The 15,389-nt window shown below is 41.0% G+C and carries 11 protein-coding genes; all 11 read left to right on the forward strand.

Features of this window, described 5'->3' with window-relative positions; translation table 11 throughout:
• Positions 1-13 precede the first annotated feature (13 nt).
• The 11 genes from rny to mutS all read left to right on the forward strand — a co-directional run bounded on the left by rny (position 14) and on the right by mutS (position 15,372).
• Positions 14-1,576, forward strand: coding sequence for a ribonuclease Y (rny, locus tag C6Y02_RS06480; protein WP_003211958.1), 1,563 nt, complete (start codon positions 14-16; stop codon positions 1,574-1,576).
• An 88-nt stretch (positions 1,577-1,664) separates the two neighbouring features.
• A complete protein-coding gene (locus C6Y02_RS06485; RefSeq protein ID WP_034662209.1) occupies positions 1,665-2,459 on the forward strand; it encodes a TIGR00282 family metallophosphoesterase in 795 nt (264 codons plus the stop codon).
• A gap of 201 nt (positions 2,460-2,660) precedes the next feature.
• Positions 2,661-2,921 carry a stage V sporulation protein SpoVS gene (gene spoVS, locus C6Y02_RS06490; protein ID WP_003211281.1) on the forward strand — a complete coding sequence of 87 codons (261 nt, stop codon included), beginning with the start codon at positions 2,661-2,663 and terminating at the stop codon, positions 2,919-2,921.
• A gap of 202 nt (positions 2,922-3,123) precedes the next feature.
• Complete coding sequence (locus C6Y02_RS06495; RefSeq protein WP_106030903.1) at positions 3,124-6,168, forward strand: efflux RND transporter permease subunit; 3,045 nt, start codon at positions 3,124-3,126, stop codon at positions 6,166-6,168.
• Positions 6,169-6,342: 174 nt separating this feature from the next.
• Positions 6,343-7,407, forward strand: a complete 1,065-nt coding sequence (tdh, locus tag C6Y02_RS06500; RefSeq protein WP_106030904.1) for an L-threonine 3-dehydrogenase — start codon at positions 6,343-6,345, stop codon at positions 7,405-7,407.
• Positions 7,404-8,585, forward strand: coding sequence for a glycine C-acetyltransferase (locus C6Y02_RS06505; RefSeq protein WP_106030905.1), 1,182 nt, complete (start codon positions 7,404-7,406; stop codon positions 8,583-8,585). The genes tdh and C6Y02_RS06505 overlap by 4 nt, the downstream gene beginning before the upstream one ends.
• Before the next feature lie 101 nt (positions 8,586-8,686).
• Positions 8,687-9,802 (forward strand): MrcB family domain-containing protein, encoded by a 1,116-nt coding sequence (locus tag C6Y02_RS06510; RefSeq protein WP_106030906.1) that lies wholly within the window; start codon positions 8,687-8,689, stop codon positions 9,800-9,802.
• A 90-nt stretch (positions 9,803-9,892) separates the two neighbouring features.
• Positions 9,893-11,419: a tRNA (N6-isopentenyl adenosine(37)-C2)-methylthiotransferase MiaB gene (gene miaB / locus C6Y02_RS06515; protein ID WP_060596336.1), complete on the forward strand. Its 1,527-nt coding sequence runs from the start codon at positions 9,893-9,895 to the stop codon at positions 11,417-11,419.
• A gap of 1 nt (position 11,420) precedes the next feature.
• Positions 11,421-11,855 (forward strand): regulatory iron-sulfur-containing complex subunit RicA, encoded by a 435-nt coding sequence (gene ricA / locus C6Y02_RS06520; protein ID WP_106030907.1) that lies wholly within the window; start codon positions 11,421-11,423, stop codon positions 11,853-11,855.
• Between the two features lie 269 nt (positions 11,856-12,124).
• Positions 12,125-12,670 (forward strand): outer spore coat protein CotE, encoded by a 546-nt coding sequence (gene cotE / locus C6Y02_RS06525; protein ID WP_003212450.1) that lies wholly within the window; start codon positions 12,125-12,127, stop codon positions 12,668-12,670.
• A 125-nt stretch (positions 12,671-12,795) separates the two neighbouring features.
• Positions 12,796-15,372 (forward strand): DNA mismatch repair protein MutS, encoded by a 2,577-nt coding sequence (mutS, locus tag C6Y02_RS06530; protein ID WP_106030908.1) that lies wholly within the window; start codon positions 12,796-12,798, stop codon positions 15,370-15,372.
• Positions 15,373-15,389: the final 17 nt, after the last annotated feature.

The following is a 15,389-nucleotide window of genomic DNA, read 5'->3' on the forward strand; positions in this document are numbered from 1 at the left end:
AGGAGGTGAAAATATGTCGCCTACGATGTTTACGATCATCTCCATTTTGCTGAGCCTAATCTGTTTAGTTGTTGGCTACTTTGTTCGTAAAACCATTGCAGAAGCAAAAATATCCGGCGCAAGAAACATGGCCGAACAAATTGTTGAGGATGCAAAGCGTGATGCGGAAGCATTGAAGAAAGAAGCGCTCTTGGAAGCGAAAGATGAAATTCATTCCTTTCGTGTAGAGGCGGAGCAAGAAGTTCGTGAAAGACGTAATGAGCTTCAAAGACAAGAAAACCGTTTACTTCAAAAAGAGGAAAATCTTGATCGCAAAGACGAATCTTTAGATAAACGGGAGTCCCTGTTGGAGAAGAGAGATCATTCTCTGAATGAACGACAACAACATATTGAAGAGATGGAAAGCAAAGTGGATGATATGATTCGTTTGCAGAAAGCCGAGTTAGAACGCATTTCTAGTTTAACTCGAGATGAAGCGAAACAAATCATTCTGGATCAAGTTGAAAATGAGCTTTCCCACGACATTGCAGTCATGACGAAAGAATCTGAAAACCGAGCGAAAGAAGAGGCTGATAAAAAGGCGAAAAACATTCTTTCACTTGCGTTACAGCGTTGTGCAGCTGATCATGTAGCTGAAACGACGGTATCTGTAGTCAATCTTCCAAATGATGAGATGAAAGGTCGTATTATCGGACGTGAAGGACGAAATATCCGTACGTTAGAAACGTTAACAGGTATTGACTTGATCATAGATGATACACCTGAAGCTGTTATCCTATCGGGCTTTGATCCGATTAGACGTGAAACAGCGAGGATAGCTCTGGACAAGCTAGTCCAGGATGGCCGCATTCATCCTGCACGAATTGAAGAAATGGTGGAAAAATCACGCCGTGAAGTCGATGATTATATCCGTGAGATGGGTGAGCAAACGACATTCGAAGTCGGAGTTCACGGTCTGCATCCGGATCTCATCAAAATTCTCGGTCGCTTAAAATTCCGTACAAGTTATGGACAAAATGTCCTGAAGCATTCAATTGAGGTTGCACATCTTGCAGGTCTCATGGCTTCAGAGCTTGGAGAAGATGCAAAGCTTGCAAAACGAGCAGGTCTTCTGCATGACATTGGAAAAGCCATTGATCATGAAGTAGAAGGAAGCCACGTAGAAATTGGCGTTGAGCTTGCGACGAAATATAAAGAGCATCCTGTTGTCATCAACAGTATTGCCTCTCACCACGGTGACCAAGAACCGACATCTATTATCGCTGTTCTTGTTGCGGCAGCAGATGCATTATCTGCAGCACGCCCTGGTGCAAGAAGTGAAACGCTTGAAAATTACATTCGGAGACTTGAGAAATTAGAAGATATCTCTGAATCTTATGAAGGTGTTGAAAAATCGTTTGCGATACAGGCTGGACGTGAAGTACGTATTATGGTGAAGCCAGATTCAATTAATGATCTTGAAGCTCACCGTCTAGCAAGGGATATTCGTAAGCGGATTGAGGACGAGCTCGATTACCCTGGTCACATTAAAGTGACGGTCATTCGAGAAACTCGCGCAGTAGAGTATGCAAAATAGAGCGGTGCGCTTAGCGCCGCTTTATTTTTTTGTGTAAATATGCAACACTGATAAGAAGTCAATTTATAAGAGAAAGGGTTCAAAGCGCATGAAAATATTATTTGTTGGAGATATCGTCGGTTCACCTGGACGAGACACACTGAAAGAATACTTACCAAAGCTAAAGAAGAAATATCAGCCCCACTTTACCATTGTCAACGGAGAAAATGCTGCTCATGGGAAAGGGATAACTGAAAAAATCTATCATGAGCTGCTGCAAGCAGGAGCTGACGTGCTTACAATGGGCAACCATACATGGGATAAAAGAGACATTTTTGATTTCATCGATGACGCAGCCAACATGGTTCGTCCGGCGAACTTCCCAGAAGGCACACCTGGTAAAGGTCTTACGTTTATAAAAAAACAAGGAAAAGAACTGGCCGTCATCAATTTACAAGGACGCACTTTTTTACCGCCAATTGACTGCCCGTTTCAAAAAGTAGACGAGTTAATTGCGGAAGCATCCAAACGTACACCGTTCATTTTTATTGATTTTCATGGTGAAGCCACAAGTGAAAAGCAAGCGATGGGCTGGTATACAGACGGCCGTGCATCATGTGTCGTTGGAACGCATACACATGTTCAAACAGCAGATAACCGCGTTTTGCCAAAAGGAACTGCGTATATTTCAGATGTGGGAATGACAGGACCTTATGATGGCATTTTAGGTGTTGATCGGGAGACGATTATTAAACGATTCAAAACGAGTCTTCCAGTCCGTTTTGAGATTGCAGAAGGACGCACAACATTAAGTGCAGTAATCGTAGAAATTGACGAACAGTCGAAAAAAGCTGTCAAAATTGATCGAATTTTGATAAATGATGACCATATTTTCTTTGAATAAATGTTCACATATTTATTTCAGAAAAATATTAATCAGAAAGAAGGAATATGCGCCCTCTATCGTGAATATAGTAAAAATGGTAGGTAGCCTGCTATTTTTGAAAAACATTTTGGGGATGGATTTTCAAAAAATAGCATCATCTAACAAAGATTGTTCTAATGAACACTCACTTATCCATTGTAAATTTAAGGGGGAGCAGAAATGGAAATTTTAAAAGTTTCAGCAAAGTCAAATCCGAATTCAGTAGCAGGAGCATTAGCAGGCGTTTTACGTGAACGCGGTGCAGCGGAAATACAAGCAATCGGCGCTGGAGCGCTGAATCAGGCGGTCAAGGCTGTAGCCATAGCAAGGGGATTTGTTGCACCAAGCGGAGTGGATTTGATATGCATTCCAGCCTTTACTGACATTCTTATCGATGGAGAAGAAAGAACAGCAATCAAATTGATTGTTGAACCACGATAATTCTAATTTTATTATTTTCAACCTGCTTACATCATGTAAGCAGGTTGTTTTTGTTTACCACTATACATTTCTTATATAACATATTCAGTTCATGAAATAGATAAAAATGACATATTAGAGCTTGCATTTTTTCACCATGATGATAAATTAAGGTTAAGTTAAAAATACTTCATCAAAAATAAATATTTAAGTAGGTGAAATGATGATTGAAGCTTTTTTGAAAAGAGGAAAGCTTGTTTTTATTTTATTTTTTATTGTTCTCATTGCTGGCGGCTATTTATTCGCGCAGCTCCCTAAGCGAGAACTGCCAGAATTCCAAGCGAATATCGTCACGATTTCCACCGTGTTTCCTGGTGCGGATGCAAAACAGGTGGAAATTGATGTAACCAATAAGCTCGAATCAGCCATATCTGATATCAATGGTGTAGAGAAAACGAGCTCTGTTTCTGCCATTGGTTTTTCAAATATTGTGCTTGAAATTGGTGATCAAGCCGACTTTCAAGAGGTGGCAAATCAAATTAAGAATGAAACCACAAGTGCTGCGTCGTCCTTTCCTGACGGAGTGATGGAGCCGGATGTAAAGGATGAGTTCGGCAACGTGCCGGTTGGTTCTTATATGGTTGTGGCGAGTCAATCAACAGACTTGGCAAAAAGTCAGGAATCGCTGCGTGCGTTGAAGGAAAAGGTTGAGGACATCAAAGGGGTAGACAGTGTTGTCATCAAAGGATTCAATGACAAACAAGCGGTATTAAACTTAGATTCAAGTAAATTGGAGGATGAAGGGTTAAATGTAACGGATGTCACAAATGCCATCAATCAGGAATTTGACACATCTCCACTAGGCGACATTCGGGCAGGTGGCGAGAAGGTTAAGCTGTCCATTGATGCCTATGATCGTTTGGATCAAGTGAAAAAGATTGAGCTTTTCTCCAAATCGAACCGTGAGCCGGTCACAATCAGTCAGCTTGGCAGCTTAAAAGAAGTAGAAAAAGAGAAAAGTGACATTGTGTCGTATAACGGAAAGCCCGCCTATTCATTTACAGTCAATATCAAACCAGGGCTTGATATTCCTAAAATGTATGACAAAGTCAGTGATGTTATTGAGAAAGAGAAGCAGCTTCCAAATGGTGTGGAGTGGGTAGACTACTATTCACAAAAAAGTGATGTGGATGCCATTTTTAATGATTTGATAAAAGAAGCCATTGTTGCGGTCATCGCTGTCATTATCGTCACCACACTTGGTCTTACCATTGGCGGTGCGTTCATCGTTTCACTTGCCATCCCATTATCGATCACAATCGGAACGATTCCGCTGCCATTTTTACAAGTGGACCTCAATCAGATTTCGATTATCGGCTTTATCATTGCCCTAGGAATACTTGTCGATGATGCCATTGTCGTCAACGATAATATTTTAAGGCAGATGAAAAAATACGAAAGTCCGCTTAAAGGAACGATTGCAGGTGTGAAAGAAGTTGCAGGGTCTATTTTGACTTCAACACTTGCGGTTGTGTTTGCTTTCTTGCCACTTGTTTTCTTATCAGGTGCAAACGGTTCATTTATACGAGCATTACCGTCTGTCCTAGTCACGACTGTACTTGCGTCTATGGTGATTTCTCTGACACTAGTGCCAGTCTATCAATATACCGTGAACCGAAAAAGAAAGAACAAGAAAATTCAAAAAGAGCCAGGATTCCTAGGCAAACCGTTAAAAAAATTAGCTGATTTTTATGCAGACCGTGTGCTGACGAATATTGTGAAGCGTCCGCTGCTTATTGGCCTAAGTGGTTTGCTCGTTGCAACGCTTGCCCTTTTACTGATTTTCGTCACACCATTTGAATTTTTCCCTGCAGCGAATAAAAAAGAAGTGGTTGTCACTGTCACTCTTCCAAGTGAAACAACATTAGACAAAACAAATGAAACATTAGAGAAAATAGAACAAGAGATGAAACAGCAGAAAGGCATTGAAGAGACGGCGATCTTTGCAGGCGGCGGTGTACCGAACCTGTTTAATGAAAGTATCTCAAATGCAAGTGATCATACTGGTCAAGTTGTCGTGAGAGTAGACAATGATCAGATGACGAGTAAACAATTGATAGATCGTATGACAGAGCCATTGCGTAAGAAATTCAAAGATGCTGATATTTTTATGAAAACCATTGTTCAAGGACCGCCAACCGGTGCGCCTGTGACAGTAACCATTGCGGGTGACTCTTTTGCAAAGCTCATTAATATCAAAGAAACGCTCACAAGTGAAATGAAAGAAAAAGGAGCGAGCTTGATCACTGACGATGTCAATCAGCCGGTAAAAACCATCTCCTTTGAGTTAAACCGTGACCGAATGGCAGAGGATGGGCTCAGCGCTCAGTTTGTCAGCAAACAGCTCGTTCTAGTGACAGAAGGCATGCCATTAGGCAGCTTTAAACAAGGATCAAATGATATCGACCTAGTGGTCAAACAGGATATGGCTACACACCAAAATGGATTAAAGCTAAAAGAAATAAAAGTGCCTGTCAATTTAAATGAAGGTGGTATGCCTTCACTCGAGCCGCTTAGCCGATATGTAAAAGAAAAAGAAACAGAGCAGTACGAAAGCATTCCACATGAAAATGGAATTCCGACCATTACGCTGAAGGCGTACCCTGGCACGTCAGAGTCGTTTAAAGATGACATGAAAGAAGTCGTCAATCAAGTAGGAAAAACGGATGCAGCGAAGGAGCTAACCATTTCTCAAGGTGGAGAAAATGAAGATCAAACCCAGTTCTTTATTGAAATTAGTCTCTTATTTGGGGTTGTCTTGCTGCTCATTTATGTGACCATCGCTTTTCAGTTCAATTCATTGATGCTTCCATTGTTAGTTCTAGGTACGGTTTACTTAGCGATATCTGGAGCTGTTATAGGACTGTTTGTCACACAAACACCGTTCAGCTTCATGGCAACAATGGGAATTGTCTCATTAGCTGGTATCGTGGTCCGAAATGCGGTTGTCTTGTTCGAATTTATTGAGCAGCGGCGTAAGCAAGGATTCGATCAACAGACAGCTGTCATTGAAGCGGGAAGAGCTAGGATTAGGCCAATTTTACTAACAGCATTTACAGCACTGGTTGCCCTTATGCCTGTAGCATTAAGTAATGATCCGCTCTTTAAGCCGCTGGCAATCTGCATAGTTTCGGGTGTCTTTTTCTCAACGATTCTCACACTCTTCATTGTGCCAGCCTTATATATTGCCGTTTCAAAAAGACGGTGACGCAAAAAGCAAATCTCCTTCTCTACGGGGATTTGCTTTTTTTTTAGAAAAATATCCAAAAAAATATGTGGAGTGTTCATTTGTCTTTTTACAGTAGACAGTGGTATTTACGACTAAAATAAGACGTGTTAAAATCTCATTGGGAGAAGTTTTTTAACAAAGGGGTTGTACGTCATGTGTGGAACGATGAAAGCAATTGTTAAAAAAGAAAGCGCTTACGGAGCGGTGCTGATGGAGATGCCGATTCCAGAAATCAATGATCATGAAGTATTGATTCAGGTGAAAGCCACTTCGATATGCGGAACAGACGTGCATATTTATAACTGGGATGAGTGGGCAAAAGGAAGAGTCAAAGCGCCCTACATTTTTGGACATGAATTTACAGGGGAAGTTGTCAAAGTAGGGAAGCAAGTCTCACGTGCAAAAGTAGGGGATTTTGTATCGGCAGAGACACATGTTGTATGTAATCAGTGCTATATGTGTTTAACCGGTCAGCAGCATTTGTGCAGTGAAACGAAAATTTTAGGGGTAGACATTGACGGCTGCTTTGCTGAATATGTCAAAGTACCTGAACAAAATGTGTGGCACAATCCAGCTCAAATGCCAGTAGAGCTTGCATCTATCCAAGAGCCGCTTGGAAATGCTGTTCATACAGTGCTGCACACACCCGTTTCAGGTAAGTCAGTGGTGATTTTCGGCTGCGGACCAATCGGTTTAATGGCGATCGCCGTCGCGAAAGCTTCCGGTGCTGTCCAAGTGTTTGCTGTCGATCAAAACGAATACAGGCTGGATCTTGCCCGAAAAATGGGGGCAGACCATATCGTGGATATTAGAAAAGATGATCCTGTTGAGGTGATTAAGCAGTTCACACGGATGGAAGGAGCAGATGTGATATGCGAGATGTCAGGACATCCAGTTGCCATTAATCAAGCACTCGAAGCTTGTGCAAATGGAGGGAAAGTCAATATACTAAGCTTGCCAGAACGGCCAGTGACAATTGATATTACGAATCAAATTGTTTTTAGGGGATTAACCGTCCAAGGAATCACGGGGAGAAAAATGTTTGAGACGTGGCGTCAAGTATCTGAGTTATTAAGAACGAATACCATCGATGTCCAGCCAGTTGTCACCCATACGCTGCCATTTGAACAGTTCGAAAAGGGATTTGAACTCATGAGAAATGGTACGTGCGGAAAGGTCGTACTGATGCTGCCATCAAATCAAAGGGGGAAGAAATGATGAAAGAATTCACGTATTTACAAGATGAATTGGAAACAATGAAGCAGCAAGGCACCCACCAAACATTGAAAGAGATCGACTCAAAACAATCATCCACTGTGACATTAAATGAACAATCTGTCATACAGCTCTCCTCAAATAACTACTTAGGCCTCACCTCACATCCAAGGCTGATGAAAGCGGCAAAAGAGGCAATTGATGAATTCGGTGCTGGTACAGGATCTGTGCGAACCATCGCTGGCACAATGACGATGCACGAACGTCTTGAAAAAAAGCTCGCTGCATTTAAAAAGACCGAGGCAGCCCTTGTGTTCCAATCAGGCTTTACGACCAACCAAGGGGTCTTATCAAGTATCCTGACAAAAGATGATATTGTTATTTCAGATGAACTGAATCATGCCTCAATCATTGACGGCATCCGATTAACAAAAGCAGATAAAAAGGTATACGGTCATTCCAATATGGAAGAGCTTGAGAAAATTTTAAAGAAATCTATGAATTACCGCGTGCGTCTCATCGTCACAGACGGTGTGTTCTCGATGGATGGAGATATTGCGCCACTTCCTGAGATTGTGAGGATCGCAGAAGCATATGATGCATTTGTGATGGTAGACGATGCGCATGCCTCGGGCGTGCTTGGTGAAAATGGCCGCGGGACAGTCAACCATTTTAAACTCGACGGCAGAGTGCATATTCAGGTTGGGACACTTAGTAAGGCTGTCGGAGTGCTTGGCGGCTATGTAGCGGGTTCAGCAGTTTTAATTGATTATTTAAAACATAAAGCAAGACCGTTTTTATTCAGCACCTCACATCCGCCAGCAGTGACTAGAGCGTGTGAAGAAGCGATTGAAGTGCTGTTAGATGAACCGGAGCGAATTGGCACGCTCTGGGAGAACGCCGCCTATTTTAAAGAAAAAGTCGTCAGTCTTGGATTTCAGGTTGCACCCACAGAAACACCGATTATTCCAATTATGATTGGAGACGAAGCCCTTACTTTCCGCTTTTCAAAGGCTTTAATAGAGCGAGGCGTGTTTGCTCAAGGCATCGCCTTCCCAACTGTGGCAAAAGGAAAAGCGAGAATTAGAGCCATCATCACAGCAGAGCACACAAAAGAAGAACTAGACCGTGCACTGACGGTGATCGAAGAAGAAGCAAAAAAACTGAACATACTTGATTGAGAGAGCGCAGGCTCTCTTTTTTTGCACTATTCTTTCCATATTTCATCAAATCTACCGTTTGTTATGTATAATGTATGTAAAAAGATCTTTTGAGGTAAGTGATGAGAGAAATGTTATTTAATAAAGATGAGTTTTATAAGCAATTTTTAGATTATAAGAACAATGCAAGAACAGATAAGAATCACCCTTTTCACAAAATGTTTAATAAAGAAATACCAAACAAAATTCAATGTGAATTAGAAAAACGTCATATGAGGAATTTGGATAGGATCGATATTAAAGCATCTACAGGAAATGGAAAAGTTGCAGAATGTTTTTGGATTGCACTTTTAGACAGGAGATTAACTACAAATCCTAATTCCCAAAAAACAACGACACAAAAAGGAATATTTATTGTTATTTTATTTGCTGAGAACGGGGAAGATTTTTATTTAACAATTGAAACTGGAACTGAAAATTTATCTTTGTCTGAAATTAAAGAAGAGGCAGCCGTTTGGAGGGAAAGGCTACAGCCAGAATTAAAGCACCATAAAAGATTAGAGGGCTTTCATATAGGTGATTTTCATTTGGGTAAATCATTAAGACCTAAAAAATATGTAGCAAGCTCATTGGTCTTTAAAAAGTATAATATTGATCATTTTGACCATCACCAATTAATAGAAGATATCAATTCTTTAAACGAGTTTTTTTATGATTTTGTTTACGAAGTATATTTGGATCAGGACCTTACTCCAAAAGTGGAACATCAGAACAAATTTAAAAGAAAGAGAATCATTCATAGAGATGTTTATAAACAATTAAGAGAAGAAAGAGCAAAGCAAAACGAAGAGACAGGTAGAATAGCTGAGAAATTTGTTTATCATATGGAAGTAGAGCAATTAAAAGCAGCGGGTCAGGAACAATTAGCGGAAGCTGTCAATTGGGTGGCTGAAACGGAAGATGGTCATGGATTTGATATCAAATCTTATTACCCCGATGGAAAAGAGAAACTCATAGAAGTAAAAGGATCTAAACTGACTCATCAAGACTTTCCATTCTTCTTATCTGAACAAGAAAGAATGGTAGCAGAAGAAGAAAAAGAATCATATGTGATTACTTTAGTTGAGAGTGTCGGTACAAAGCAGATGAAAATTGTCAAAGAAATACAAAACCCTTTAGGCAAAGACGATCTACATCTGAAACCTACTCAATATTCATGCAGAATTCGTGTGGATTGAAAAGTGATGGCACATATGAATTTATTTTCAATTCATCACAAAATAGTCTATACTGTAGGGTGGAGCTTGGTTTGAAAGGAGTACAAATTCATGAATGAAGAGCAGAGAAAAGCGAGCGGACAAGTAAGTTCATCGGACAAAAAATCCGAGAAGGACTACAGCCAGTATTTTGAAGCTGTGTACATTCCGCCTTCCTTAAAAGAAGCAAAAAAACGGGGTAAAGAAGAAGTCGAATACAATCAATTTCAAATTGACGAGCGGTTTCAAGGTTTAGGGAACGGCCGCAAGTTTTATATTCGCACATATGGTTGTCAAATGAATGAGCATGACACAGAAGTGATGGCTGGTATCTTTATGGCGCTTGGTTATGAGCCAACAAACTCAACGGAAGATGCAAATGTCATCTTATTAAACACTTGTGCTATTCGTGAAAATGCGGAAAACAAAGTGTTCGGAGAGCTTGGTCATTTAAAAGCATTAAAGCGTGAAAAGCCAGATTTAATTTTAGGTGTTTGCGGATGTATGTCGCAAGAGGAATCTGTCGTCAACCGTATTTTGAAGAAACATCCATTTGTTGATTTGATTTTCGGTACACACAACATTCACCGCCTGCCAGAGCTATTATCTGAATGCTACCTTTCAAAAGAAATGGTCATCGAGGTTTGGTCAAAAGAAGGCGATGTCATTGAAAACCTTCCGAGAGCCCGCCAAGGAAAAATTAAGGGCTGGGTGAATATTATGTACGGCTGTGATAAATTCTGTACATACTGTATCGTCCCTTACACGCGCGGTAAGGAAAGAAGCCGCCGCCCGGATGAAATTATCCAAGAGGTCAGACGTTTAGCGGCAGAAGGATATAAGGAAATTACCCTTCTTGGTCAAAACGTGAATGCGTATGGAAAAGATTTTGAAGACATGGAATATGGTCTTGGACACCTGATGGATGAGCTGCGTAAAATCGATATTCCGCGTATCCGTTTTACAACAAGCCACCCGCGTGACTTTGACGATCACTTAATTGAAGTGCTTGCTAAGGGTGGGAACCTTCTCGATCATATTCATTTGCCAGTTCAATCAGGCAGTTCTTCTGTCTTGAAACTCATGGCGAGAAAATATGACCGTGAGCGTTATCTTGATCTTGTGCGCAAAATCAAAGAAGCCATGCCAAATGCTTCATTAACAACGGACATTATTGTTGGGTTCCCAAATGAGACAGATGAGCAGTTTGAGGAAACACTTTCCCTCTATCGCGAGGTTGAGTTTGATGCCGCTTATACGTTCATTTACTCTCCAAGAGAAGGAACACCAGCAGCGAAAATGCAAGACAACGTGCCAATGCATGTGAAAAAAGAACGTCTGCAGCGCCTGAATGCCCTCGTGAATGAAATTTCCGCGAAAAAAATGAAGGAATATGAAGGGCAGACTGTCGAAGTATTAGTAGAGGGTGAAAGTAAAAACAACCCTGAAATCCTAGCCGGATATACAAGTAAAAGCAAGCTTGTGAATTTTAAAGCACCAAAAGAAGCGATTGGCAACATCGTCAAAGTGAAAATCACACAAGCCAAAACTTGGTCTCTTGACGGAGAAATGGTTGGAGAAGCTATCGAGGTGAATTAAAATGACGCTTTATTCAAAAAAAGAGATTGTCGAGCGTGCAAGAGAGCTCGCTAAAATGATTTCTGAAACAGAAGAAGTTGATTTCTTCAAGAAAGCAGAAGCGCAAATCAATGAAAATACAAAAATTTCAACGATTATTAATCAAATTAAGGCGCTTCAAAAACAAGCTGTGAATTTAAAGCATTACGGCAAACATGAAGCCTTAAAGCAAGTGGAAGAAAAAATCGATGCCCTGCAAGAAGAACTGGATGACATCCCGGTGATTCAAGAATTCAAAGAATCACAAGTGGAAGTCAATTCCCTGCTTCAGCTCGTAGCGCATACGATTTCTAATCAAGTAACAGATGAAATCATTCTTTCAACCGGCGGTGACCTCTTATTAGGAGAAACCGGTTCAAAAGTGAAAAACTCATCACCAAGTTGCTCCATTAAATGAGAAAACCCCGCAGATGCGGGGTTTTTTGCTTTGCTACCATCATTTTTTGAAAGAACAGAAGAAATTCACCCTTCCCGTTCTATCTCTTACTTCGTCACCCCAAAATCTCTCACTCTCCAACTTTTCCAATTTTCAAGGCAAGTTTATGGGCGACCATGCATACACTGAAACAGAAATGAATTTAATTGAACATGAAGTTCAAAATCGTGACACACTAGACGAATGCCCAGCATAAGATAAAACGATCAAGAACAAGGAGGCATGCCGGAATGTCTGAATACAGAGAGATTATTACAAAAGCGGTGGTTGCAAAAGGGAGGAAATTCACCCAAAGCACACACACCATTTCTCCATCGCAAAAACCAACCAGCATCCTAGGTGGTTGGATCATTAATCATAAGTATGATGCTGAAAAGGTCGGTAAAACTGTTGAGATTGAAGGAACTTTTGATATTAACGTATGGTATTCTTACGCTGATAACACAAAAACAGAAGTCGTCACAGAACGGGTGAAATATGTAGACATCATCAAACTGAGATATAAAGATAAAAATTTCCTTGATGATGAGCACGAAGTGATTGCAAAAGTGCTGCAGCAACCGAATTGCTTAGAAGTGACCATTTCTCCAAACGGCAATAAAATTATCGTTCAAGCAGAGCGGGAATTCATTGCTGAAGTGGTAGGAGAAACAAAAATTGTTGTAGAGGTCAATTCAAGCTGGAAAGAAAAAGATGATCACGAGTGGGAAGAAGAGGTGGATGAGGAGTTAGAGGATATTCATCCAGAATTCCTAGCGGGTGATCCAGAAGAATAATTCATGACTAGGGCGCATATCCCCCTAGTTTTTTTGTGCCCTTATCTAGGAGAAAAAAGGTGATTTTTTATGCTATAATGGAAGATGGTATGAATTCGAATGTAGTATAGTGAGGGATTAGAAATATGGCAAGTTATACGCCCATGATACAGCAATATTTAAAGATCAAGGCAGAGTATCAAGATGCCTTTTTATTTTTTCGCTTAGGCGATTTTTATGAGATGTTTTTTGATGACGCAAAAGAAGCGGCACAAGAATTGGAAATTACGTTAACAAGCAGAGATGGCGGGACAATACCAATGTGCGGTGTTCCTTATCATTCTGCTTCTGCATACATAGAACAATTGATTTCAAAAGGCTACAAGGTCGCGATTTGTGAGCAGGTGGAAGATCCTAAAACGGCAAAAGGTGTCGTCAAAAGAGAAGTCGTTCAACTCATTACACCAGGTACGGTGATGGATGGTAAAGGCTTAAGTGAAAACGAAAACAACTTCATTGCATCTGTTACAAGATTTGAAAATGGATACGGACTTGCACTTTCCGATTTATCTACAGGTGAAAATATGGCGGCTTTCATCGATCGATTAGATGAAGTCGTGTCTGAAATTTATTCTGTCGGTGCAAAAGAAATTGTGGTGTCAAAGCAGCTGGATGAAGAAACAGTCAAGACCTTAAAGGATCGGTGCCAAGCGACCATTTCATACGAAGATAGTGATGATTTGATCGATGAAGCTGAGCGACTCGTGTCCCACCTGAACGAGCATCTAAGATCGGCCTTTTTGACATTATATGCTTATTTAAGAAGAACGCAAAAAAGAAGTCTCGATCACCTTCAGCAAGTTCAAGTGTTTGAGCTCGAACAAACAATGAAAATTGATCTTTACTCAAAACGAAATCTTGAATTAACAGAGACGATCCGCTCAAAAAGCAAGAAGGGCTCTTTATTATGGCTGCTAGATGAAACAAAAACAGCGATGGGCGGAAGGCTGCTCAAACAATGGATCGACCGGCCGTTAATTCGCCTTTCGCAAATTAAAGAACGTCAGAAAATGGTGCAAATTTTGATGGATCATCTCTTTGAACGAGAGGATCTGCGAGAACGATTAAAGCAAGTATATGATCTCGAACGTTTAGCTGGACGCGTCGCATTTGGCAACGTGAATGCCCGTGATCTCATTCAGTTAAAGGAATCCTTAAAACAAGTACCAGCCATTAAAGAGCTTGTGCATTCATTGCCAGAGGAAATGGCGAAATCAAGAGCGAATGATATTGACCCTTGTGGTGACTTACTTGATTTATTAGAAGATGCGCTATATGAGAATCCGCCGATGACGTTAAAAGAAGGCAATTTGATTAAAGACGGCTACAATGCAAAATTAGATGAATACCGTGATGCCAGCCGAAATGGGAAGGACTGGATTGCACGGCTTGAACAGCAAGAAAGAGAATACACAGGCATTCGCTCCTTAAAAGTCGGGTTTAATAAAGTGTTCGGTTATTATATCGAAGTGACACGCGCGAATACGCATCTTCTGGAGGAAGGGCGTTATGAAAGAAAACAAACGCTTGCCAATGCAGAGAGGTATATTACACCTGAATTGAAAGAAAAAGAAGCGCTGATTCTTGAGGCAGAATCAAATATAAGCGAACTGGAATATGAACTATTCGCAGCTCTCAGGGAACAAGTGAAAGTCTATATTCCGAGATTACAGCTGCTCGCAAAACAAATGAGTGAGCTGGATGCCCTCCAATGTTTTGCGACTGTCAGTGAAAAGCGCCGTTATATCCGTCCGGAATTCTCAGAGGATGAGGTGGATGTCATAGATGGCCGTCACCCAGTCGTTGAAAAAGTGATGGATCATCAGGAGTATGTGCCAAATGACTGCCATATGGGAAATGGCCGGCAAACCTTACTCATTACTGGGCCGAATATGTCAGGGAAAAGTACGTATATGAGACAAATGGCGCTTATCTCAATTCTTGCGCAAATTGGCTGCTTTGTGCCGGCATCAAAGGCGACCCTTCCGATCTTTGATCAAATCTTTACACGCATTGGTGCGGCAGATGATTTGATTTCTGGTCAGAGTACTTTTATGGTAGAGATGCTTGAAGCAAAAAATGCGATGGTGCATGCAACGAAAAACAGCTTGATCTTATTTGATGAAATTGGACGCGGGACAAGCACTTATGATGGAATGGCTCTTGCGCAGGCAATCATTGAATTTGTTCACGATCATATTGGTGCCAAAACGCTATTTTCTACACATTACCATGAGCTTACAGTCCTTGAGTCTCAATTAAGCGAGCTGAAAAATGTCCATGTACGTGCTGAAGAGCATGAAGGCACGGTCGTTTTCTTACATCAAATCAAAGAGGGGGCAGCTGATAAAAGCTATGGTATTCATGTAGCGCAGCTTGCTGAATTGCCTGATGCCATCATCGATAGGGCCCAGACCATTTTGACGGAGCTTGAGAGCGGATCACATGAAGTGACCCCGCACGTATCTGCAGCCCCAAAAACAGAAAAGACCGAGGGAAAACAGCAGCTTTCTTTCTTTGAAGTAGAAGAAAAACCGCAAACTAAACCAGTTCTAAAACAGAAAGATCAAGCGGTGATCGAGGAATTAAAGTCATTCAACCTAATGGATATGACCCCGCTCGAAGCGATGACAAAGCTATATGAATTGCAAAAGAAATTATAATATAAGGTGAGGTGAGC

This window comes from Bacillus sp. NMCC4 (assembly GCF_002998555.1).
Classification (GTDB): domain Bacteria; phylum Bacillota; class Bacilli; order Bacillales; family Bacillaceae; genus Bacillus.